This is a genomic window from Streptomyces sp. 5-10, assembly GCF_014712245.1.
In the GTDB taxonomy this organism is placed as follows: Bacteria; Actinomycetota; Actinomycetes; order Streptomycetales; family Streptomycetaceae; genus Streptomyces; species Streptomyces violaceusniger.
Map to the genome: position 1 here is coordinate 147,101 of NZ_JACVYG010000006.1, position 23,267 is coordinate 170,367.

General features: G+C 72.0%; 19 protein-coding genes and 1 tRNA gene. 7 read left to right on the top strand and 13 right to left on the bottom strand.

Annotation, left to right across the window (positions count from 1 at the left end; translation table 11 throughout):
- Positions 1-22: 22 nt before the first annotated feature.
- The 4 genes from tmk (at position 23) to IEJ02_RS09815 (ending at position 7,207) form a co-directional block, all read left to right on the top strand.
- Complete coding sequence (tmk, locus tag IEJ02_RS09800) at positions 23-3,364, top strand: dTMP kinase (protein WP_191064392.1); 3,342 nt, start codon at positions 23-25, stop codon at positions 3,362-3,364.
- 711 nt (positions 3,365-4,075) lie between these two features.
- Positions 4,076-5,302, top strand: coding sequence for a DNA polymerase III subunit delta' (locus IEJ02_RS09805; RefSeq protein WP_191064393.1), 1,227 nt, complete (start codon positions 4,076-4,078; stop codon positions 5,300-5,302).
- 162 nt (positions 5,303-5,464) lie between these two features.
- The gene (locus IEJ02_RS09810) at positions 5,465-7,009 is read left to right on the top strand and encodes an alpha/beta hydrolase (protein ID WP_191064394.1); all 1,545 of its coding nucleotides are present in this window, start codon (positions 5,465-5,467) and stop codon (positions 7,007-7,009) included.
- A 124-nt stretch (positions 7,010-7,133) separates the two neighbouring features.
- Positions 7,134-7,207: transfer RNA gene (locus tag IEJ02_RS09815), tRNA-Thr, on the top strand.
- A 60-nt stretch (positions 7,208-7,267) separates the two neighbouring features.
- Here the strand turns inward: IEJ02_RS09815 and IEJ02_RS09820 are convergent.
- Positions 7,268-7,948, bottom strand: a complete 681-nt coding sequence (locus tag IEJ02_RS09820) for a DUF4232 domain-containing protein (protein WP_191064395.1) — start codon at positions 7,946-7,948, stop codon at positions 7,268-7,270.
- A 296-nt stretch (positions 7,949-8,244) separates the two neighbouring features.
- Here IEJ02_RS09820 and IEJ02_RS09825 point away from each other — a divergent pair, with 296 nt between their 5' ends.
- On the top strand, positions 8,245-9,144 hold the full coding sequence (locus tag IEJ02_RS09825) for an RNA polymerase sigma factor SigF (protein WP_370467016.1): 900 nt from the start codon (positions 8,245-8,247) through the stop codon (positions 9,142-9,144).
- Between the two features lie 140 nt (positions 9,145-9,284).
- Here IEJ02_RS09825 and IEJ02_RS09830 read toward each other — a convergent pair whose 3' ends face one another.
- Positions 9,285-9,452, bottom strand: a complete 168-nt coding sequence (locus IEJ02_RS09830) for a hypothetical protein (protein WP_020870302.1) — start codon at positions 9,450-9,452, stop codon at positions 9,285-9,287.
- A gap of 164 nt (positions 9,453-9,616) precedes the next feature.
- Here IEJ02_RS09830 and IEJ02_RS09835 point away from each other — a divergent pair, with 164 nt between their 5' ends.
- Positions 9,617-9,973, top strand: coding sequence for a PRC-barrel domain-containing protein (locus IEJ02_RS09835; protein WP_137978571.1), 357 nt, complete (start codon positions 9,617-9,619; stop codon positions 9,971-9,973).
- A gap of 39 nt (positions 9,974-10,012) precedes the next feature.
- Positions 10,013-10,183: a hypothetical protein gene (locus IEJ02_RS09840; protein ID WP_165556251.1), complete on the top strand. Its 171-nt coding sequence runs from the start codon at positions 10,013-10,015 to the stop codon at positions 10,181-10,183.
- A 78-nt stretch (positions 10,184-10,261) separates the two neighbouring features.
- Here the strand turns inward: IEJ02_RS09840 and IEJ02_RS09845 are convergent, their stop codons facing one another.
- The 11 genes from IEJ02_RS09845 to IEJ02_RS09895 all read right to left on the bottom strand — a co-directional run bounded on the left by IEJ02_RS09845 (position 10,262) and on the right by IEJ02_RS09895 (position 23,207).
- A complete protein-coding gene (locus IEJ02_RS09845; protein ID WP_191064397.1) occupies positions 10,262-11,221 on the bottom strand; it encodes a polyprenyl synthetase family protein in 960 nt (319 codons plus the stop codon).
- 98 nt (positions 11,222-11,319) lie between these two features.
- Positions 11,320-13,134 (bottom strand): sensor histidine kinase, encoded by a 1,815-nt coding sequence (locus IEJ02_RS49810; RefSeq protein WP_191064398.1) that lies wholly within the window; start codon positions 13,132-13,134, stop codon positions 11,320-11,322.
- Entirely contained in the window at positions 13,131-13,820 is a 690-nt protein-coding gene (locus IEJ02_RS09855; protein WP_191064399.1) for a response regulator, read from the bottom strand. Before IEJ02_RS09855 ends, IEJ02_RS49810 begins: the two co-directional genes overlap by 4 nt.
- 5 nt (positions 13,821-13,825) lie before the next feature.
- The gene (locus IEJ02_RS09860) at positions 13,826-14,518 is read right to left on the bottom strand and encodes a phosphatase PAP2 family protein (protein WP_191064400.1); all 693 of its coding nucleotides are present in this window, start codon (positions 14,516-14,518) and stop codon (positions 13,826-13,828) included.
- Positions 14,519-14,814: 296 nt separating this feature from the next.
- On the bottom strand, positions 14,815-15,504 hold the full coding sequence (locus tag IEJ02_RS09865) for a response regulator (protein WP_191064401.1): 690 nt from the start codon (positions 15,502-15,504) through the stop codon (positions 14,815-14,817).
- Positions 15,501-17,426 (bottom strand): PAS domain S-box protein, encoded by a 1,926-nt coding sequence (locus IEJ02_RS09870; protein ID WP_191064402.1) that lies wholly within the window; start codon positions 17,424-17,426, stop codon positions 15,501-15,503. The genes IEJ02_RS09865 and IEJ02_RS09870 overlap by 4 nt, the downstream gene beginning before the upstream one ends.
- Positions 17,427-17,428: 2 nt before the next feature.
- A complete protein-coding gene (locus IEJ02_RS09875; RefSeq protein ID WP_137978564.1) occupies positions 17,429-17,860 on the bottom strand; it encodes a hypothetical protein in 432 nt (143 codons plus the stop codon).
- A gap of 250 nt (positions 17,861-18,110) precedes the next feature.
- Entirely contained in the window at positions 18,111-19,541 is a 1,431-nt protein-coding gene (locus tag IEJ02_RS09880; protein ID WP_137978563.1) for a hypothetical protein, read from the bottom strand.
- A gap of 24 nt (positions 19,542-19,565) precedes the next feature.
- Positions 19,566-21,416: a glycosyltransferase family 39 protein gene (locus tag IEJ02_RS09885; RefSeq protein WP_317985770.1), complete on the bottom strand. Its 1,851-nt coding sequence runs from the start codon at positions 21,414-21,416 to the stop codon at positions 19,566-19,568.
- Positions 21,406-22,701, bottom strand: coding sequence for a glycosyltransferase (locus IEJ02_RS09890; protein ID WP_191064403.1), 1,296 nt, complete (start codon positions 22,699-22,701; stop codon positions 21,406-21,408). Before IEJ02_RS09890 ends, IEJ02_RS09885 begins: the two co-directional genes overlap by 11 nt.
- Positions 22,698-23,207, bottom strand: a complete 510-nt coding sequence (locus IEJ02_RS09895) for a GtrA family protein (RefSeq protein WP_191064404.1) — start codon at positions 23,205-23,207, stop codon at positions 22,698-22,700. Before IEJ02_RS09895 ends, IEJ02_RS09890 begins: the two co-directional genes overlap by 4 nt.
- Positions 23,208-23,267: the final 60 nt, after the last annotated feature.

The window sequence follows — 23,267 nt, forward strand, 5'->3', positions numbered from 1 at the left end:
GTGATCCGGATAGGCTGGCGGGATGACGCGAGAGCAGCCAACGGACGTGACCGCCACTTCCGGTGCCCTTGCCGCGGACTCCCGCGAGCGGGCCGTACGAGCCCTGCTGCGCTATCAGCCGCTGCGACGGCTGTGGAGCGCTCAACTCGTCGGCGGTGCCGGGGACGTGCTCGCCGTGCTGGTGCTGGTGCTGCTGACGCTCCAGGCGTCCGTGGCGGCCGGCTCCTTCGGCGGCGGGTATCGCGGCGCGGCCTTCTCGGTGGCGGTGGTGCTCGGCGTACGGCTCTTCGCGACCGTGCTGTTCGGCGCGGTGCTCCTCGGGCCGCTCGCCGCGCTGATCGGCCCCTCCGGGCCGCTGGACCGCCGCTGGACCATGGTCGGCGCGGACGGTCTGCGGCTGGCGCTGCTCCTCATCGCGCCGCTGTGGATCGACTGGGCCCCGGCCGACGCCGTCGCCTGGCTGCTCATCACGACCTTCGTCGTCGGCGTCGTGGAGCGCTTCTGGACCGTCGCCAAGGACGGCGCGGCCCCCTCGCTGCTCCCGGCACCGCCCGCCGAGGGCGCCGCCGTGCGGCCGCTGCCCGACCACCTGGACGCGCTGCGCCGGCTCTCGCTCCGTACGAACTTCCTGACGCTGCCGATCGCGGCCGCCGCGCTGCTCGTCGTCACGCTCATCGGCAGGCTGCTGGGCACCGGCGTGGAGTGGTTCCACACCCACCAGGCCGCCCTCGGCTCGTACGTCGGCGCCGGGCTCTTCGCCGCGTCGATCTCGATCCTCGCCTTCATCGAACTGCCCGGCGCGCAGACCAGCCGCACCCGCTCCCCCCTGGAGGGGCTGCGCCGCCCCCGCGCCGCCTCCGGGACCGGCGCCGACAAGGGCCGCACCGGAGCCGTTCCGCTGATGGTGCTCGCCTGCGCCGGGGTGGCGGGCGCGATCGCCGCGGCCGTGGGCGTCGCCCCGCTGCAGGCCATGGACCTCGGTGGCGGGCCGGTCGGCTTCGCGCTGCTCGTCCTCGTCCTGACCGGCGGTCCGGCGATGGGCATCCGCTGGGCCCCGAAGGTCCTCCCGGGTCTGTCGCGGCGCCGGCTGCTGGCGCTGTCCGTCGCGCTGACCGGGCTCGCGCTGCTCGCGGTGGGCCTGGTGCACGACACCACCACCGTCGTGCTGATCGCCCTGATCGCGGGCGTGTCGGCGGGCGTCGCCGCCCACACCGGCCACTCCCTCCTGGACCAGGAGTCCGAGGAGACCCGCCGGCCCCGGATGACCGAGCACTTGCAGGCCGTCGTCCGGGTCGGCGTCGGGCTCGGCGCGGTCGCCGCGCCGCTGCTCGCCGCCGTCATCGGACCGCACCGGCTCGGCAGCGGCGACTTCGTCTTCGCCCACGGCGGCGCGGCCTTCACCCTGATGCTGGTGGGCGCGCTGCTGCTGCCCGTCGCCGCGCTGGTCCTCGGCCGGACCGACGACCGGCAGGGCGTGCCGCTGCGGCGCGATCTGCGCGAGGCGCTGCTCGGCGGGGGCGGCACGGACGAGGGCCCGGCCGCCACCGGCTTCTTCATCGCCGTCGAGGGCGGCGATGGCTCGGGCAAGTCCACGCAGGTGGAGGCGCTGGCCGAGTGGATCAGGGCCAAGGGGCACGAGGTCGTGGTGACCCGTGAGCCGGGCGCGACCGCGATCGGCAAGCGGCTGCGCTCGATCCTGCTCGACGTCTCGTCCGCCGGGATCTCGCACCGCGCCGAGGCGCTGCTGTACGCGGCGGACCGCGCCGAGCACGTCGACACCGTCGTCCGCCCGGCGCTCGAGCGCGGCGCGGTCGTCATCTCCGACCGCTACATCGACTCGTCCGTCGCCTACCAGGGCGCGGGGCGCGACCTCGCCGCGACCGAGATCGCCCGGATCTCGCGCTGGGCGACGAACGGCCTGGTGCCGCATCTGACGGTGCTCCTGGACGTCTCGCCGGAGACCGCGCGCGAACGCTTCACCGAGGCCCCGGACCGGCTGGAGTCCGAGCCCGCCGAGTTCCACCAGCGCGTACGGGCCGGATTCCTGGCCCTTGCCGCCGCCGACCCGGCCCGCTACATCGTCGTCGACGCCGGGCAGCTGCCGGAGGCGGTCACCTCCGTGGTGCGCCACCGCCTGGACCAGATGCTGCCGCTGTCCGAGGCGGAGGTGAAGGCCCAGGAGGAGGCCCGTAAGGCCGCCGAGGAGGAGGCCCGTCGGCGCGCGGAGGAAGAGGCCGCCCGCAAGGCCGAGGAGGAGCGGCTGGAGCGCGAGCGCCAGGAGGCGCTCGCCAAGGCGCGCGCCGAGGAGGAGGAGCGCAAGCGGCGCGAGCTGGAGGAGGCCCGCCAGCGCGAGGCCGAGCGGCAGGCGGAGGCGGCCCGTCAGCGGGCCGAGGACGCGCGCCGCAGGGCCGAGGAGGACCGCAAGCGCATCGAGGCCGAGGACCGCGCCCGCGCCGCCGAGGAGGAGCGGCGCCGCCTCCAGGCGGAGGCGGAGGCGCTGCGGCAGGCCGAGGCCGAGGCGCGCCGCCAGGAGGAGCAGCGCAAGGCCGAAGAGGCGCTGCTGCGGGCGGAGCAGGCACGGCTGGCGGCGGACGCGGCGTCCTCCGGGGCGGACGCGCCGACCGTGGAGACCGAGGCCCCGACCCCGCCGCCCGAGGACGAGGACGGCCCCCGGGGCACCGGCGGCGCCCGGGGCGCCGCGGGCTCCGGCGCGGACAGCCCGGACGACCCGCACCCGGATACGACGGAGACCGTCCAGACGCCGCGGTTCGACCCGCGAGCGGGGTACGGCGGCGAGTCCGGTACGGGGCCGGCGGCCGATGAGACCACGGTGCTGCCACCGGTGCCGCCCGCGCCGCCCGTACCGCCCCAGAGCGGCCCGGACGCCGACGAGACCGCCGTGCTGCCGCCCGTACGGCCCCAGGACGGCCCGGAGCGCCGGGGCGGCCCGGACGCCGAGGAGACGGCCGTCCTGCCCCAGCCGCCCGCCGAGCCGCCCACGAACGCGGCCGACGAGACGGCCGTCCTGCCGCCCGTACGGGACGAGCGCTCCGCCGACCCGGCGGATCGGGTCCCGCCGTGGCTGTTCCGCCCGGACGAGGGCCAGGGCCAGGGTCAGGAGCACGGCCAGGGCAACGAGCGCACGCGCGAGATGCCGCGGTACGGCCAGGACCAGGGCCAGGGTCACGGCTATGACCAGGGCCAGGGCCACGGCTATGACCAGAGCCAGGCGCGGGGCGGCGCCGAACCGCCGCGCCGACGTCGCCGCCCCGAGTGGGCCGAGGAGACCCCCCTGGACGACCTCCCGTCCCTGGCCGACGAACTGCTCGGCCCCCGCGACGACGAGGACGGCCGCCGCCGCTGACGGTATGGCGGGGTGCCGTCGCGGATGGCCGCCCCCGGCTGTCGGGCGGGGCGCCGACGGTGGGCCACTGACGGCGGTGAGTCGGCGAACGGCCGCTCATGGTCCGACTGGGTGCCGTCGGCGACGGCCGCGTCCTGCAGGCGGTGGGCCGCTGCGGTGAGCGGGGGATGGAGGCTCCCTGATCGTTCGGCTCGGTCCCGCCGTTGATGGCCGTGTCCGGCAGGTGGCAGTGCGCTGGCGCAGGCTCGCTGATGGAGCGGGCGTCGCCGCCGTCGGCCGCGCCCGGCTGTCGGCGGGACGGCGAAGGGGACGTCGGCGGTGCCTTCCAGCGTTCGGTGGAGTCCTTGGGGCAGCCGTGCCCTTCGGCGTCTGAGGAGCCCCGGAGCGGAGCGGCACCCTCCGGCCCCTCCAGGGGCACCTCCCCGCGGTAGCTGGGGGAGTTCGAGGAGCGGGGCCAGGGGCGGAGCTCCGGCGGGGGGCCGGGGCGGCGCCCCGGTTCGGGAAGGGGCGGGGTGGGAAGGACCGACCGTCCCCGCGTCGCGGCCGATGGCCGTGTCCGGCCGTCGGCGGGACGGCGGTGTCAGGGCGCCGACGGCGGGTGACCGCCGGAGGCCCGCCGGTGCCGGGCGGCGTCAGCGGTGGGTGACGCGTTCGGCTGTCGGTGGGGTGGACCACAATGGGGTGCCGTAGGGACGAGTGGTGGAGGCAGCCATGGCGGTGTGGGACGACCTGGTCGGGCAGGACCGAGTGGCGGCCCAGCTGTCGGCTGCCGCGCGGGATGCGGACGCCCTGGTCACGGCCGCCGGTGAGGCGGCCGACGGCCCCGTTGAGGAGCCCATGGCGTCGTCCAAGATGACCCACGCCTGGCTGTTCACCGGCCCGCCCGGTTCCGGCCGGGCCACCGCCGCCCGCGCCTTCGCCGCCGCGCTGCAGTGCGTCAGCCCGGACCGGGCGCTCGGCGGCGCTCCCGGCTGCGGCTTCTGCGAGGGCTGTCACACCGCCCTGGTCGGCACCCACGCCGATGTGGAGGTGGTCCGTACGGACATGCTCACCATCGGCGTCAAGGAGACCCGTGAGCTCGTCCGCCGCGCCCAGCTCTCGCCCGCCGGAGGCCGGTGGCAGGTGATCGTCATGGAGGACGCCGACCGTCTGACCGAGGGCGCGGGCAACGTGCTCCTCAAGGCCGTCGAGGAGCCCGCGCCGCGCACCGTATGGCTGCTGTGCGCGCCCTCGCTGGAGGACGTGCTGCCCACGATCCGCTCCCGCTGCCGCCTCCTCACCCTCCGCACGCCCCCGGTGGACGCCGTGGCGGACATCCTCGTCCGGCGCGACGGCATCGAACCCGAGCTCGCCGCCTCCGCCGCCCGCGCTACCCAGGGCCACATCGGCCGTGCCCGCCGCCTGGCCACCGACGAGCGGGCCCGCGCCCGCCGCGCCGCCGTCCTGAAGCTCCCGCTGCGCGTCGACGACGTGGGCGGCTGCCTCAAGGCGGCCCAGGAGCTGATCGACGCGGCGGCCGAGGACGCCAAGCAGGTGGCGGAGGAGATCGACGCCAAGGAGACCGAGGAGTTGCGCGCCGCCCTGGGCGCCGCCGCCGGTACGGGCGGGCGGCTGCCGCGCGGCACGGCCGGGGCCATGAAGGATCTCCAGGACCGCCAGAAGCGCCGCGCCACCCGGACCCAGCGCGACAGCCTCGACCTCGCGCTCACCGATCTGACCGCCTTCTACCGGGATGTGCTGGCCCTCCAGCTCGGCTCCCAGGTCGCGCTCGCCAACACCGACGTACGGGACGCGCTGGAGCGGATCGCGTCGGGCTCGAAGCCCGAGCGGACGCTGCGCCGGATAGAGGCGATCACGGCCTGCCGCCAGGCGCTGGACAGCAATGTGGCGCCGCTGCTGGCGGTCGAGGCGATGACCATGGCGCTGCGGGCGGGCTGAGTCACCCATACGGGTTAGCCGCTGGACGCATGGAGCGTGTCCGAGTGGATACTCTCCGTAAGGGGGCGAACCGGTCCTGTCCCGGAGGAACCAGTACAGGGCGATCCATGTGATCCGGCCGGCGCGATCCCGCGACTCGACCGCGAACCGAGGGATCAGCCCATGCACACCCGACTCAGCAGCCGCCCGCTCCGGACCCTCGGCGTCGCCCTCACGACCGCCGCCCTGCTGTCCTCCGGCTGCTCGGCCGACGCCTCCGCTCCGCGCGCCGCGTCGCTGTCGAAGAAGGCCGTTCCCGCCGCCCTCAAGCCGTACTACGCGCAGACGCTGAGCTGGCGCCCCTGCGGCGGCGCGGACTTCGAATGCGCCACGCTCAAGGCCCCGCTCGACTACGCGAGACCCGGCACCGGCCGGGACCTGAAACTCGCGGTCTCCCGTAAGAAGGCCACCGGCACCGGCCGCCGCCTCGGTTCGCTCCTGGTGAACCCCGGCGGCCCCGGCGGCTCCGCGATCGGCTATCTGCAGAGCTTCGCGGCGGTCGGCTACCCGGCCCGGGTGCGCGCCCGCTACGACATGGTGGCGATGGACCCGCGCGGCGTGGCCGCCAGCGAGCCCGTCACCTGTCTGAGCGACAAGCAGATGGACGCCTTCACCCAGACCGACCAGACGCCCGACGGCCGCGGCGAGACCGACCGCCTCGTCGCCGCCTACAAGAAGTTCGCCCGCGGCTGCGCGACCCGCTCCGGCCGCATCCTCGGCCATGTCTCGACGGTCGAGGCGGCCCGGGACATGGATGTGCTGCGCGCCGCGCTGGGCGACCGGAAGCTGACGTACGTCGGCGCCTCCTACGGCACCTTCCTCGGCGCGACCTACGCCGACCTCTACCCCCACCGCGTCGGCCGTCTCGTCCTCGACGGCGCGCTCGACCCGACGCTGTCCGCCCGGCGCGTCAACCGCGACCAGACCGCCGGTTTCGAAACCGCCTTCACCGCCTTCGCCAGGGACTGCGTGCGCCGCACCGGCTGCCCCCTCGGCACCGGCTCCGTGGCCACCGCCCGGGACCGGCTCGGCGCCTTCTTCGCCCGCCTCGACTCCCACCCGGTCCGCACCGGCGAGTCCCGCGCCCTGAGCGAGTCCCTCGCCACGATCGGCGTGATCTCCGCCATGTACGACGAGACCGCCTGGCCCCAGCTGCGCACCGCCCTCCGCTCCGCGATGCGCGGTCACGGCGGAGGTCTGCTCAACCTGGCCGACCTCTACTACGAACGCGACGCCGACGGCTCGTACGCCAACCTCATGTACGCCAACCCCGCCGTCAACTGCCTCGACCTGCCACCCGCCTTCCGCACCCCCGCCGAGGTCAGGAAGTCCGTCCCCGACTTCCGACAGGCATCCCCCGTCTTCGGCAAGGCCCTCGCCTGGGCGGCCCTGAACTGCGCCTACTGGCCCGTCCGCCCGACCGGCACGGCCCACGCCCTGCACGCCAAGGGCGCCGCCCCCATCGTCGTCGTCGGCACCACCCGCGACCCCGCCACCCCCTACCCCTGGGCCCGCGCCCTCGCCACCCAGCTCTCCTCCGCCACCCTCCTCACCTACGACGGCGACGGCCATACGGCCTACGGCCGCGGCAGCGGCTGCATCGACAAGGCGATCAACACCTACCTCCTCACCGGCCGCCCACCCGCCCCCCACACCCGCTGCCACTGACCGGCCCGGGCCCCGCCCCGCCCCAGCCCAGGCCCCACCCGGCCCCGCCCGGCCCCGTACGGAGCACCCCTCGAAACTGTGTAGACTTGGCGACGCTGCTGCTGCCAATCTGGCTCCGCAGCATGCCGCCTTAGCTCAGTCGGCCAGAGCGACGCACTCGTAATGCGTAGGTCAAGGGTTCGATTCCCTTAGGCGGCTCAGTGAGAACCCCAGCCCGGACCATGTCCGAGCTGGGGTTCTTCGGGTTTTCGGGGGGGGTCAGCCGTTGATGGGGGGCTTGGCGGACCAGGCGGTCAGGGACAGCGTGCTGTTGTCGAGGTCGTGGTTGAAGGCGACCGTGCTGTGGGAGTTGCTGCCCGTCGGGGAGATCTGCAGGTACTTCGCGTGTGCGGTCCCGGCGCCGGTGGTGGTCCACACGAGGTCGGCCCAGGCGCTCCTGCCCGGGGCGAGGGTGATCGGGTGGGTGCCCGGGTCGGTGGCGAAGTAGGTGCTGCCGTGGCGGGCGGTGGTCTTGATGGCGGTGTGGCCGGCGCCCTCCAGGGCGACCCCGGCGTAGCCGCTGATCACGCAGGTCTCGTCGCCGGTGTTCGTCACCCGCAGGAAGGTGCCCCGGTGGTTCATCTCGGCCTGGGAGGTGCCGGCGGAGTCCAGGGTCGCCCGCAGCGTGCCCGGCTGGCATTCGGAGGTCGCCTGGGCCTTGTTGGTGCCCGAGCCCAGGGCCGCTGCCCGCTTGCCGGTCTGGTTGCCCGCCTGGTTGTGGATCGAGGCGTCCGACCGCGGCGACTTCGCCGCGGACGACGCGTGGGAGGAGGAGCTCCCCTTGGCGTCGGAGGACGAGTCGTTGCTCCCGCAGGCGGTGAGGGCGACGGCCGAGGCGGCGGCGATCAGCGCGGCCGCACCGGCCTTACGGATACGGCGGTTGAGGATGTGGTGCGACATGACGACCCCCATGGGCTTCTGGTTTGTGCGGTTCCTGCTCACGCACCATCCATGGTGTCGGCCGCCGCTGGCGTTCCCTTAACGGTCGCTGCCGATCCGCTAACGCCCGGCTAACGCCCGCCGTCACCGCTCCGGCGAGGTCCAGTCGGGCGGGGCCCGGTGGTCCTCGCCGGCCCGCCGCGCGCCCGAAGGAAAGAGGCATGAGGGCATGGAGGGTGGGTAGACGGGACCCCAATCAGCCTATGCATGCAGCCGATACAGGGAGTGCGACGGTGAATCACACGGCACCCGCGACGATGTCGATGCTGACAGCAGCGGAAGCTGAGCAGGCACAGGACGTTCGGGTAAGTGACATAGCACTGAATGGAGTTGAGACCGCCGACCCCGTCGATCTGCCCACGGTGGACGATCCGGCGAAGGTGGCGCCCAAGGACGCGCGGGCGCTGACCAAGACGTTCCTGGACCGGCTGACGGAGCTGGAGGAGGGGACGCACGAGTACCAGTACGTGCGGAACACCCTCATCGAGCTCAATCTGTCGCTGGTCCGGTACGCCGCCCGGCGGTTCCACAACCGCTCGGTGGAGATGGAGGACATCGTCCAGGTCGGCACCATCGGGCTGATCAAGGCGATCGACCGGTTCGACCTGAGCCGTGAGGTGGAGTTCACGACCTTCGCCGTTCCGTACATCGTCGGCGAGATCAAGCGGTTCTTCCGCGACACCAGCTGGGCGGTGCATGTCCCCCGCCGGCTCCAGGAGTTGCGGATCGACCTCGCCAAGGCCAACGAGGAGCTGTTCCAGCGGCTGGACCGGTCGCCCACCACGGCCGAGCTCGCGGAGCATCTGCGGCTGAGCGAGGACGAGGTCGTCGACGGACTGGTGGCCAGCAACGGCTATCTCACCACCTCGCTGGACGCGCCCGCGGACCAGGAGAGCGGTGCCACGCGCGTGACCACGTACGCGGACCGGTTCGGCGACGTCGACCCGGCCATGGAGGCCGTGGAGAACCTGCACGCGCTCAAGCCGCTGGTGGAGCAGCTCGGCGAGCGGGACCGCCGCATTCTGCAGATGCGGTTCGGCGAGGAGATGACGCAGTCGGAGATCGGCGCCGAGCTGGGCGTCTCCCAGATGCATGTCTCCCGGCTGCTCAGCCGTTCGCTCGGCAGGCTGCGGCGCGGAATGCTCACCGAGGAGTAGGCCCGGGTACGACGGGGTGCTACCGCCGCGCTGCTGACCACAACGGTCACAGCGGAACACGACCGAAGGGGCCCGGCCGGAGAAATCTCCGGCCGGGCCCCTTCGGTCTCGCGTCGCGGTTTATCTGTGCCGTCTTCGGGCTACCAGCGGTACCACCGTCCTCGCCGCCCGCCGACTGTCGGCCGGGCGATGAAGCCGATCAGCCAGACGGCGAGCACGATGACCGCGATCCACCACAGGGCCTTCAGCGCGAATCCGGCGCCGAAGAGCAGCAGGGCGAGAAGAAGAACGACAAGCAGGGGGACCATGAATACCAACCTCCTCGCCGCGGCGGGTACCCCTTCGGGAATCCGGCACACCTGATCAATTCATGCTCTTTCGAACACTCCGTTACCCCTGGTGGCCGGGTGGCGTGGCGTCCCACGGTGAGCGGAGGCAGGCTGGAAGGGCAGAGGTCAGAGGGTGATACGTCATGATCCAGCCAGCCGATATCCGTGAGTGGCGCGACCAGGATGTCGTCGATGAGCAGGGCCGCAAGATCGGGGTGCTCGAGGCGATCTACGTGGCCACGTCCACCGACGAACCCGCCATGGCCACCGTCCGCACCGGGCTGCCCACCCGCCACCGTCTGGTGTTCGTCCCCGTGGACGACGCGGTGGTCGGGCCGGGCTATGTGAAGGTCTCCTACACGCGGTCGCTGGTGAAGAAGGCACCCTCGCTCGGCATGGACGATGTGCTGCCCGCGGAGCAGGAGGGGGCGATCTTCCAGCACTACGGGAAGACGTACCGGTCGGGCCCGGGCGGCGGGCGGCAGCTCGCGCGCCGCTGATGGCCGAGGACGCTTGACGATCGAGGAGAGGTGTCGGCCGTGGCGCTCTTCCTGTTCCTGGTGATCGTGGCCATCGTGCTCGGCCTCATCGGCTGGGTGGTGCACGGGCTGGGCTATCTGCTGATCATCGGCGTGGTGGTGCTGGTGGTCGACATCGTCCTCGGCCTGGTGCGGCTGGTGCGGAGGTCCCGGCGGCACCGGGTGCGATGACGGGACGCGCCGAGGCCCGCGTCCCCGCCGCCTTCCGCGCCTACGCGGCGGGGGTGCGGCTCCCGTCGATGCCGGCGGTCAGTCACAACTCCTGGGTGGCCGCCCGGTGTCCGTAGGCGCGACCACCGTCTCGCACAGCGACTCCAGGGCGTCCCGGGCCGGGCAGTCGGGCAGCGCCGACAGGGCCGCGCGGGCGGCGTCGGCCTGACGGGCGGTCTCCTCGCGGGCCAGGTCCAGCACCGGATGGGCGCGCAGCCGCGCCACCGCCTCCGCCTGCCCCGCACGCTCGGCGGCCCCGGTGAGTAGTTCGTACAGCTCCCGGTCCGCGGGGTCCGCGGCCCGCGCCAGCAGCAGGGCGGGCAGAGTGGGGCGGCGGGCGGTGGGGGTCGCCACCTCGTCGGCGAGGTGGCCGGCCACGCCCAGCCGTTCGCCGTACCGCGCGAGGGCGTCCGCGACGCTCGGGTCCGCGCCCGAGGCCAGCGCGCCCAGCCGTCCGGAGACGGCGGTCAGCGAGCCGGTCCGGCTCGCCAGCACGTCCAGGTGGTGCTCGACGGGGTCGTGGCCCTCGCGCGGTCCGGTCGTCTCCAGGATCTGGCCGGTGACCTGCCGCCGGAACGCCTGCGCCTGGATCCGTACGGCCCGCGGCCCCAGGTCGGCCAGGATGTGCGAGGCGCGGGCGAAGAGGAAGTCGCCGGTGAGCACCGCCACCGTGTTGTCCCAGTTGGCGTCCGGGCGCGGGGCGTCACGCCGTACGGCCGCCTCGTCCCGGACGTCGTCGTGGTAGTGGGTGGCCAGATGGGTCAGCTCGACGACCACGGCGGCGGGCACCACACCCGGGGCACCGGGGTCGCCGAACCGCGCCGCCAGCAGCACCAGCAGCGGCCGGAGCCGTCGCCCTGCCGTGCGCGTCAGCTCCCGCGCGGCCTCGGTGATGAACGGCACATCGCTCTTGGTGGCCCGCATCAGCCCCTCTTCCACCGCCGCTTGACCGGCCCGGAGGCCGTCCACCAGCGCGTGGTCCCGCACGGTCGGCTGCATGGACAGAAATGTCTCATATGTCGTCAGTGGCGGGCGTGAGGGCGTGTCATCGGCGGCTGGTTCAGTACGTCGTCGGTCAGTGGTCCCGGGGCGGCGGATCAGGAGTCCGGCGCGGCCGGGACCCTGGCCCGGATGCGACTTCCCTGCCCGGGGCGGCTGTCCACGTTGAGCGTGCCGCCCACCTCGCGGGCCCGCTCCCGCATGGAGAGCAGCCCGAGATGGCCGGGGAAGGAGCCCTTGCAGTCGAAGCCCACACCGTCGTCGGCGACCGTCAGGGTCACCGCGCCCGGTTCGTTGAGCAGATGGAGCCGTACGTTCCGGGCCCGCGCATGCTTGGCGACGTTGTGCAGCGACTCCTGGGCGATCCGGTACAGGGCGTGCTTGGCCTCCGGTGTGGTCTCCGGTTCGGCGTCCAGCTCCGCCTCGGTGGCGATCCCGTACCGGGCGCGGAGCGCCTCGACGTGCTGGGTGAGCGCGGCGACCAGGCCCTCGGCCTCCAGTGATTCGGGCCGCAGCCGGCACAGCAGGGTCCGGGTCTCGGCGATCGCGGCGTCCGCGAGCCGCCGTATGTACTCGATGGGCTCGGCGAGTTCGGCCAGCTCGGCGAGGTCCACGACCTCCCCGGCGGTCTCGTGCCCCGCCGCCGGCCCGGCCCGGCGGCCCGGCGCTTCCCCTCCGCTCGCCGGCTCGGTCCGGCCTTCCCCTCGGCTCGCCGTCCCGGTCCGGCCTTCCACCGGCTCCGCACTGTCGATGTCGCGCTCCAGCATCTCGCGGGCCGTACGGGCGCCCAGCGCGATGCCGTAGAGAGCCTGTGAGACCGAGTCGTGCAGCTCGCGCGAGATGCGATGCCGCTCCTCATGGACGGCCTTCTCCTGGGTGGCCGCCCGCTGCCGGTCGTTCTCCACCGCGCAGGACGCATGTCCCGCGATCACTTCCAGGAGGGTGATGTCCGCCTCGCCGGGGTCGCGTCCGGGCGGGAAGTGGCAGCACATCGCGCCGATCGCGGTGGATTCGCGCAGCAGCGGCCAGGCGGCCACCGCGCCCCGCGCCGGGCCCTCGCCGTCCGCGCCGGTACGGCCGCCGCCGTGGATGACGGGCGCGGCCCCGCCGATCGCCTCCAGCGCCGGTTTGCGCGACGGCGGGGTGTGGCCGTGGCCGCCGCCGACCAGGCGCAGATTCGCCGACGGTCCGGGCTCCAGCAGATAGACGGTGCAGCTCGCGGCGCCGGTACGGGCCACCGCGCCCGCGGCCAGGGAGTCCAGGGTCCGCCGTACGCAGGGGCCGGAGGAACGGGGGGACACCGAGGGGTCGGACGAGCCACCGGAACCGTTGGTGCCCGGCCCGGCCGCCGCCGACGCCAGCCGCCGCAGATGCTCCCGGTGCCGGATCTGGGCGACCGCGTGGCCCGCGGCCGCCGCGAACAGCCCCACGGTGCTCACATCGGCGTGGGTGAGCCGGCGCCCGCCGCCGCGGTTCGCCACCTCGATCACCCCCACGGGGTGGCCGCGCACCAGCAGCGGCGCGTCCAGCACCGAGGCCGGGACCGCGTGCCGGGGCTCCCGGCCGCGCCGGCGCGGCCGCCGTTCGCCGCCGGAGACCGTGGGCCGTTCGCCGCCGGAGACCGTGGGCCGTCCGGCGCGGATCGCCTGGCGGGCGGGGGAGGAGCCGCCGGGCGTCAGCGGTCCGCTCGGCGCGGTCCACGGGGCGCCGTCGGTGGCCCGTATCGTCAGGACGTCGCCCGGCTCCAGCACCATCACCCGGGCCATGTCGGCGCCCAGGAGCTCCCGCACCCGGCGGGCGATCAGCCGGAGCGTGGCGTCGGCGGTCTCGCCCGCCAGGATGTGCTGGGTGACCTCGGCGAGCGCGGTGGCGCTCCGCCTCCGCCGGGTCGGGGTCCACCGTCTACTGATCACGCCGACCACCACTGCTCCCTCGTCGTCGACTCCGCTGCTTCCGGAGGGGTGAGCTCACCCGCGGGCACCAGGCCGGACTGCACCGCGTAGATCGCCGCCTGGGTCCGGCTGTGCACCCCCAGCTTGGTCAGGATGTGGCTCACATACGTCTTCACCGTCTGCTGGCCGATCCGCAGATCGTGGGCGATCTCCTTGTTGGCCTTGCCGCGCGCGAGCATGGTCAGCACCTCGGTCTCCCGCTCGGTGAGCTGCTCCGGGCCGCTGGGCTCCCTGACCTGGCCCATCAGCCGGGAGATCGCGGCGGGGGAGACATGGATCTGGCCCGCGGCCGCGGCCTTCACCGCGTTGCGCAGGTCGTCGGCCTCGGCGTTCTTCAGCAGGAAGCCGATGGCCCCCGCCCGGACCGCGCCCATGACCATGGCGTCGTCGAGTGAGCTGGTCAGCGCCACCACCTCGACCTCGGGGAGGTCCTGGCGGATCTCCGCCGTGGCGGATACGCCGTCCATCACCGGCATCAGCAGGTCCATCAGGACGACGTCGGGGCACAGCTCCCGGGCCAGCCGCACGGCTTCCCGGCCGTTGGTCGTCTCGCCGACCACCTTGATGTCGTTGTCGAGGCCAAGGATCATGCGCAGGCCCTGCCGGACCACCGCATGGTCGTCTGCGATCAGCACGCGAAGCGCCACTTGGTTCACCTGCCCATGGAGTACCCCGCCGCACGGGCGGAGACATACGCGGAAACGGTCGCGATCAGCGGTTCGAAGAGGGGGAGTGCCAGCAGGACGAGGACGCCCGTCGCCCATCCGCCCAGGACGTCACTCACCCAGTGGGTGCCCAGATAGACGGTGGTCAGACCGACGCCGACGGCCATCACGCAGGCGGCCAGCGCGCCCGTCCGCCGGTGGTGACCGGCGAGATAGGCGAGGGTGCCCCAGACGACGACGGCGTTGGCGGTGTGACCGGAGGGGAAGACCATGCCGCCGTGGAAGAGCTCGGCGGATCCGGGGGTCCGGGCGTCGTACGGGCCCAGCCGACCGGTGAGGATCTTGACGGCGCCGACGCTCGCGTTGAGCAGCACCAGCGCCACGCCCAGGACCAGCGGCGGACGCGGGCTTCGGGTCCGGCCGCCGCGCCAGACGGCCCAGGCCAGGGCGGCCACGGCGGTGGGCCCGCGCTGGCCCGCGATGACGAAGGCGTCCAGCACCGGCCGGAGCCGCGGCCACTGTGCGTACGGCTTGAACAGGGCCACCTGCCAGTCGAGCCGGACCAGCTGCGAGCCGGTGAGGACGGCCGTGAGGACCGCCGCGTAGCAGGCGGCGGCCACCAGGAGGGCGATCGCGTGCCCGCGGCTCAGCGGGCATCGGATCCGTCCAGGGACTCGCATGAGGAGGGAACCCGTCCCGGTAGCTCCGCGATTCCATCCGAAGGGGGACTTTTTGCCCCATGTGGCCCCGGTCGCCCCGCCCCAGGTGGTCTCGCCCCCTGTCACCCCGCCCCCGCCAGGTGGTCCCGTCCCCATCCGTACGGGCTCATCCGGGTGAACCCGTACGGCGAAACGCCAAACGGCCCCCCGCACCAGAGGGGGCCACCGCCGCACACCGACGGCGGGCACGGGTCAGGACACGGGTCAGGACACGGGTCAGGGCACGAGGCAGGACACGGGCCGGATCAGCCCGTCACTCACTCCTCCGGCCCCTCCGGCTGCGCGGGCTTGAAGCCGAATTCGGCGGCCTTCGCGACCGCCTCCAGCTGCGAGCGCGCCTCCAGCTTCTCCAGGATCCTGCGCACATGCGTGCGCACGGTGGCGTAGCTGATGCTCAGCCGCTCCGCGACGGCCCGGTTGTCCAGGCCCTGGCTCATCAGCGTGAGGATCTCCTGCTCGCGTGGGGTCAGGCTCTCCAGGCGCTCGGTCTGCTCGGCGGTGGACCGCGCGTCCTCGCGGTGCCGTGCCAGCACCTCCACCAGCGTGCTGGCCGGGATGAGGGTCTCGCCCTCGGCGGCCGAGCGGATGGCCGACGCGATCTCGTCGCCGCTCGCCGACTTCAGCAGATAGCCGCAGGCGCCCGCCTCCACGGCGGCCAGCAGGGCCGAGTCGCTGGCGTCGGCGCTGAGGATCACGATGGCGACGGACGGGTCATGGGCCCGGATGCCGCCGGCCGCGTCGGCCCCGGTGCCGTCGGGCAGCCGGAAGTCGACCAGCGCCACATCGGGCTTCAGCTCCTTGGCCATGGGCACGGTCTCGGCGACCGAGTCGGCCCAGCCGACCACCGTCAGGTCCGCGTACTCGGCCAGCAGGGCCCACAGCCCCTCGGCCACCACCCGGTGGTCCTCGACGATCAGCACCTTCGTCAGTTCGGGAGGTGCGGTCACGGCTGCGGGTCCCCTTCGGGGGAGTCGGTGGAGTCGGTGGAGTCGGGGGTGGCGAGCGGCGCGTCCGGGGGAGTGCCCAGCGGCACCCAGAACTCCACGGTGGTGCCGGAGCCGGGTTCGCTCTCGATCCGGCACCAGCCGCCCGCGATCTGGGCCCGCTCCTGGATCAGGGAGAGCCCGAGGTGGCCGGGGCGGGACTCCACCTCGAGCGGGTTGTAGCCCTCGCCGTCGTCGACGATCCGCACCAGGCAGCCGTCGTCGAGCCCGAGCAGCTGCACATGGACCGTCTTGGCGTGGGCGTGCTTGCGCACGTTCACCAGCGCTTCCTGGGCGGTCCGGTAGATCAGCGCCATCGTCTCGGCCGGGGGATGGGCGGTGAGCCGGTCCTCCAGCCGGTAGGTGACGCCGGTCTCGGTGCGCATCTGCTCCAGCAGGCCGCGCAGCGCCCCGGCCAGGCAGCCGTGCTCCAGGCTGGACGGCCGCAGGTCGAAGATCAGCTGGCGCAGCCGGCTGAGCGAGAGCTTCAGGGTCTCGTCCAGCTTGTCCATCACCCGCTGCTCGTCCGGGTCCCGCAGCCGCCGGCGCAGCTGCTGGAGGCGGAGGCTGGCGGCGGTGATCACCTGGATGGTGTCGTCATGGATGTCGGCGGCTATCCGGCCGCGCTCGGCCTCCTGGGCGTGGACCAGATGGCTGAGCAGCGCCTGGCGGTCGCGGTCGGTGACCTCCAGCAGCTCCAGGCTGCGCTCCAGGACGAACTGGGCGCGCTGCACCTCGGTGATGTCGCGGATGGTCAGGACGGTGAGCAGGCCCTCCTCCGTACGCAGCGGGCTGATGCTGACGTCGGCGGGGAACTGCTTGGCGTCGCTGCGCCGCCCGACCAGCTCCATGCTGTGGCCGACCGGCTCCTCCAGGCTGTCGTCCCATTCGCGCAGCGAGATGGTGAGCGGCTGGTCGGGCAGCAGCGCCTCCACGGCCCGGCCGATCAGATGGTCGCGGTCGTAGCCGAAGAGCGCCTCGGTGCGGTGGTTGGCCGCCTGGATCCGGCCGCTGGTGTCCACGATCAGCATCGCGTCCGGGGAGGACTCGATGAGCTGGCGGAACCGGCTCTCGGCCGCCCGCAGCTGGCTGAGGTCGGCGACGAAGACCACCCCGCGGGGCTGCCGGCCCTGCAGATGGCCGCCGCTGAACTGGGCGGGGAACTCGCTGCCGTCGCGGCGGCGGCCGCTCATCGCGGACGGCGTGGTCAAGACCCGGCCGATCAGCTGCTCGGAGGCGGTGCGGTAGCGCTCGGGGACGAGGTCCCGCAGCCGCTTGTCGCGCAGCTCGGCCGAGCTGTAGCCGAACATGTGCCGGACGTGGGCGTTGGCGTACTCGATCCGGCCGCGCGGGCCGACCACGAGCACTCCGCAGGGCGCGTGGCCGAGCAGCTCCAGGTACGAGTCCTCCAGGCGGTTGCCGACCAGGTCCTCGAACCGCCAGGAGGCGCGCTCGGCCCGGCGCAGCGGCTCGGCGCAGTCGGCGAGCAGCTCCGCTGACATGCTGAACTGATCGCGGGCGGCCCGGATGATCGCCTCGAGGATCTCCTCGGCGGGGGTGCCCTTGACCAGATAGCCGCTGGCCCCGACGGCGAGCATGTTCAGCACCGTCTCGCGTTCGCCGTGGGCGGACAGGGCCACCACCCGGGCCTCGGGGACCTGGTCGCGGATGGCCCGGACGCTGCCGGGGGCGTCGCCCCGGGGCATGTGCACATCCATGATCACGACCTGGGGGCGGTGGTCCACCGCCGCGCGCACGGCCTGCTCATGGTTGATGGCCAGGCCCACCAGCTCCAGGTCCGGGTGGGAGTCGATGAGGTCGGCGAGCGCCTCACGGACGGCCGGGTCGTCATCGGCCACCACAACGCCGATCCGGTTGTCGCCCATCGCTACCCACCTCCCTTGAGGACGGCACCCCGCAGCTCGCGGGGTTCGAGTTCATCGCGCCGGCAGTGCGCCAGCGACGGCATGACCGCGGCCAGCGGCGCGACCAGCACGTTGTAGTGGCCTCCGATGCGGTCGCAGACGGCCACCGCGGTCGCGGCGTCCCAGACCGCGGCCCAGAAGGCCCAGTCGTGTCGGTGGTGGTTCCGCGCGGCGTCCAGGGCGGCCCGGCGCGCCACCGAGGCGGCGACCAGGATCCGGTACCGCTCCTCGGGCGTGGTGGTGCGGTGGACCACCGCCCAGCCCTCGGCGCGGGTCTGGCTGGACGTCTGCTTCCACAGATCGGCCACCCGGTCGATTTCCTCCGGGGAGAGGTCTTCGATATGGGTCAGGAATTGTAGGACTCTTCGTGAGTTAGGGCCGAAAATTACGCTCATAGGACACTCCAGGACGCATGGTACATCTACGGAACTGGTGAGCCGCCCGGGTGAGCCGCCCCATGGCCGCCGGCGGCCGGTCGCTCCCTGGAACGTGGGCCTGTTTCCCCGCCGTGTCCGCGGCTTCCCGGCGCTTCCCGGCGCTTTCCGCCGCCTCTCGGCGCTTCCCGCCGCTTCCCGCCGCCTCTCGGCGCTTCCCGGCGGACGGCACGACCCGGCCCACGCTCTCCCTCGGCGCCACGCGCGGTCCCTAATCCCCACGGCCCTGGGACATGTTGATGCTGGCCCTGGCGACGCCACCGCTCTTCTGGCCGATGAGCTGGAAGGACACACCGCTCTCATCCGCCTTCGTGATCTTGTACGAGCCCACGGCCGACGCCTTGCCCCGGCTGTCCACCTGGAAGGTCCCGATCTTGCGCTGGCCCTTCGAGCCCGAACCGGCATAGGCGTCCACCGTCTCGCCCGGGGCGAACCCCGCGACGTAGAAGCTGAGGGTGGTGCCCGCCCTGCCGCCGAAGGCGCTGGGCTCGGCGGACGGGGTGTACGGCAGCACGGTGAAGCCCGAGCGGACCACGGCCCGGCTCTGGTCGCCGATCGCCATCAGCGTCTGCCGCCCCTTGAGGCCGAACGGCACGTTGAACGCCACGTCGCGGATCTGGCCCATGCCGTTCGCCTGGGCGGTGAAGGCCGGCAGACCGCCGGTGGAGTTGATGTAGACCAGCACCCGCTCGCCGGGCGCGAACTTGTTGGCGGACAGCGTGATCCGCTGACCGGCCTTGAGCGCGTACGGCTTGGACTTCATCGAGGGGTACATGGCCAGCATCTGGAAGGGCGCGGTGGCCGTGGTCTTGCTGCGCTTGCCCACCAGGACCAGGGTGCTGGAGCCGGTCGGGGCCACGCCCACCTTGATCGCCGCCTGGCCCACGCCACCGCTGCTGTCGGTGTGCAGCGTGGTGACGGGGATGCCGGTGGTCCGGCCCCAGAAGACGTCGATCGGCTCACCCGGGCGGAAGCCGCGGGCGGTGACCGTCACCACGTCGCCGGGCCGGCCCACCATCTTGTTGATCTTGGCGGTGCCGACGGCGCCACCGGTGATCACCTTGGCCTCCGCCGCCTTGCTGCTGCCGCGCTGCTGGGCGACCAGGGTGGCGGGCCGGTTGCCCGCGGTCTCGGGCATGGTGAACCGGGCGTAGATCGACCCGAACCGGTCCGAGCGCACGCTGCCGATGGCGCGGCCCTTGGTGTCCGTCTTCCGGGCCTTGAGCAGGATGTCCACCGTGGCCTTCTTGTCGAAGCCGCCGCCCTCGACCGCGGCGCTGCCGCCGGGGGTGACCAGGCCCGGGTTGATCACGATGATCGGGCCGGATGCCTGGGGGACCCGCTGGTTGCCCAGCTTGATGGTCTTGGGCTGCTTGGGCGGGCGTATCTCCTGCTCCTGCCGGGAGTGGTGCTCCTTCTTCGGGGCGCCGCCGCCTCCGCTGCCGGTGGTGTTCAGGGCGCCTCCGAAGCCGCCGCGCGCGACCACCTGGACGAGCGATCCGACGATCGCGAAGACCACGAGTGCGAGCAGGACGGTCTTCCAGGTGAGCTTTTTCTTCTTCTCACCGTCGGGGGTGTGCTCCTCGTTCTCGGGATCATCCCTGTCCTCCGGAACATCCCAGTCGTCGTCGTACTCAGGCATGGCCTTCACCTCCTCTTCCCATGGCTACTGCACACGGTAGATTTCCAGCTTGATATTGCCCTGGGTATCCGACCAGACGCGGGTGGAATTACGCAGCGCCTGGAGAATCCAGTTCTCCCGGCCGTCGGAATTGTTGGTCATCATCGATTTGCGCATCTTGTTCGACATGATGATGTAGTCGACGTTCTGCCATCTCTTCCTGAAGAGCTTGTCGCGCACATCCGGGTCGGACGAGGCGTTCCAGTGGGAATGCGCGTACGGGTAGAACGGGCGCACATCGTGCAGTTCACCCCACAGGTCGTCGTCCATGATGATGCGCGAATTCGGCGGTACGTGCTTGCGCACCCAGGCGATCTGGGCATGCTGCATTCCGGTGAGATTGATCTTGGACTGGTATTGGTCGGCGATCTGCGTACGGCCCTCGGTATTGGTGTGGACGAGATATCCGGAGGCCGGTGACACCAGGAGCAGAATCGCGACGAACGACGGTACGGCGACCCGGGTCAGGGAATGCGCGCCGCGCATGAACCGATTGGCGAACGAGCCCTTGAGCAGCCGGTCGGTGATCATGCCGATATTGAGCGCGAACATCGGGATCAGCGGGGTGACGTAGAAGTCCAGCACCACGCTGCCGCGCACCAGGTAGAAGGCGTATCCGAAGGCCAGCGTCCCGGCGATCAGGAAGCCCAGATTGCGCCTGCGGTCCCGGGTGCCGATCCACAGGCACATCACCATCGCGCACACCCCGGCGATCAGCAGGAACTTGTCCCGGACCAGCCAGCTGGTCTGCAGCAGACCGGTGTGGCTGAAGAGGGTGCCCTGGTTGCGGTTGAGCTGCCACCACAGGGTGTAGAGCAGCGAGACGTGGTCCGCGGGCGGGTTGTTCAGGTCGAAGTCGAAACCGCTCGGCAGCAGCTCGTTCTTGAGCAGTGCGTAGGTCACATAGGCGCCGATCGGGGTGGCCGCGGCGAACGGCCAGAGGGTGCTGGTGAACCGGCTGCTGGCCGACCCCTTGACCCTTCGGTAGAGCAGATACATGAAGCTGGGCACGAAGAAGATCGCGTTCTCCTTGGTGATCAGGGCGATCCCCAGCGCCAGTCCGCCGCCGAACACGGATCTGATCGTGATTTCCCGTCTGAGCAGCATGAACAGGCTCAGCAGCAGCCAGAGGATCATCAGGTTGTCCAGCAGGACCTGCCGCTGGAAGTAGACCGCGATCGGCGAGACGTTGAAGAGGAACGAGGTGACGGTGGCGGCCAGCACGCTGCCGGACAGCCGCCGGGCGATCTCGAACAGCAGATAGACGCTGGCGACGTGCACCAGCAGCATCAGGAACCGTCCGGTGTTGATCGCGTTCCCGAAGGTCTCGAACTGCTTCGGCAGCGGGTAGACCCATCCGGCCAGGGTGATCCAGCCCAGCGGGGCGTGGTCGTAGTCGTAGGTGTACGGGGACAGGCTGGTCTCCCGCACCAGCGACCACGCCCGCTGCATGTAGATGCCCTCGTCGGTGAGGTAGAGGGGGTAGCGGAACAGGTGGTAGCCGTGGGTGAGCAGCCCGGTCAGCAGGGAGACGACCAGGGCGATCTTGCCCTTGGTCCCCAGCGGCGGGAACCAGCCGCGCTCCACGGAGAACCGCGGGCGGCGGCGGCGCGGACGCCGGGCGGGGGCCTCGGTGCCCTTGCCCGCGGCGGTGCCGTTGCCGGCCGCGGTGCCGTTGTCGGGCGCGATGCCGTTCTCGGCCGTGGTGCCGTTCTCGGCCGTGGTGCCGTTGTCGGGCGCGGTGCCCTTGCCCGCGGCGGTGTTCTTGTCCGCCGGGGTGTTCCGGCCTTCCGCGTCGACGGCCGCCGGCCGCGAGGGCGTGGGGTTATCCGACACGCGACTCCGCCTCCTCGGTGGTGGCCCGGTGGGCGCCTACGTGCTGTGTCTTCTCCCAGTCGTGGCGGCCGAGCATCTCCCGCCGCATGGCCCGCAGCGCGGCGTACGCCAGCACCATCTGGAAGGGGAACCAGGCGATGGCCATGCGCGCGATGGCCTTCGGCGAGGCTTCGAGGCCGTGGGCGCCGGTGAACTCGTACAGGCCGACCGCCTGGACCAGAAAGTGCGCGGCCAGCAGCAGAACGGGCAGATAGGAGCAGAGTGCGATCAGCACCGGCACCTTGAGGATCAGGATCATGCCGAGCGAGATCGGCAGATAGATGCCCAACAGCGCCTGTCCGCGCGGGAACGCCAGGACGTAGAAGGCCAGCCAGCGCTGTTTGCGCGTCGGCATCTTCTTCCACGTGCCCTTCTTCAGGGTCTGCATGAAGCCCTGGCTCCAGCGGGTGCGCTGGCGGATGAAGTGGCCGAGGGTCGGCGGGGTCTCCTCCTTGGTCACATACCGGTCGTCGTAGACCACCCGCACCCGCTCGCCCATGGCGGATATCCGCAGCCCCATGTCGGCGTCCTCGGTGAGGTTGCGGTCGTCCCAGCCGCCGAGCCGCAGCAGCAGCTCACGGGCGAAGAAGACGGTGTTGCCGCCGAGCGGGATCGAGCCGTAGTGGGCGTGGTAGTGCAGCCGGCTCTTGAACCAGAAGAAGTACTCCAGGACGTTGAGCGTCGAGTACCAGTTGGACTCGAAGTTCATCAGCTGCACCCCGGCCTGGACCACCTTGACCTTCTCCTGGACCATCACGGTGTTCACCAGGGAGAAGATCTCCGGGTGGATGTCGTCCTCCGCGTCGAAGATCGTCACCACTTGGTTGGCGGTGTGCGGAAGGGCCGTGTTGAGGCCGTGCGGCTTGTTGATCGGCTTGTCGTCGAACACCACGACCCGCACGTTGTGCAGCCCTTTCCGCTTCAGGTCGTCGATCTTCTCCTCGGCCTTTTTGATCGTGCCGTCGTCGTCCTGTGAGCAGATCACGAAGACCTCCAGCAGTTCGGCCGGATAGTTGGCCCGGACCACGCGCTCGATGGTGCTCTGGATGACGTCTTCCTCATGCCGGGCGGGCAGCAGGACACTGAAGGAGATCTGGGGCGGCAGGAATTCATCCGGCGCCCGGGCCTGCCGTTCGGCATCCGCCCGGTCCCAGGTGTAGAGCATGAGATAGAGGACATGGGCCGACTGCACGGTGAGCAGGATCGAGACCACGATCAGCACCAGGTAGATGATGGCGACAATCATCGGCTCCGCCTCCCCCAGACCCAGCCGGTACTCGACGCGAAGTTGACCGCGAAAGCCGCCGCGATGCCGAGGCAATTCGCCAGCAGCAGATGCATTCCGGTGCGGACCAGTGACCAGACGATGAGCACATTGACCCCGAGTCCGCCCAGGACCGAGACATTGAACTTGAGGAATCGTCCGAGGGAAGGAGTGGCCACCGCGAAGGTCCACCGGTCGTTCAGCAGGTAGTTGTGAACGACGGCGATTTCCACCGCTATCGACGAGGCCGCCAGCAGCGGCAGTCCGACCCAGTGATAGAGGACGAAGAGGACCACCGTGTTCACGACCACACCGCCCCCGCCGACCACCGCGAAACGCAGTGCCAGACCGGGCATGCCCGCCATCGGGTTCCGGATCCGGCGGGCTCGGGACAGTATTCCGGCCCGCCTGCGGGCATTGCGGTCGGTGCTGTCCGCCTCTTCGCCCGGCTCTCCGGTGCGCTCGCTGAACGTTCGGAAACGCTGCATCGCGACTCCCTCGGCAGGAGGCTCTTATCGCCGTTGACCCAAGAGTGCGTCACCCGAAAA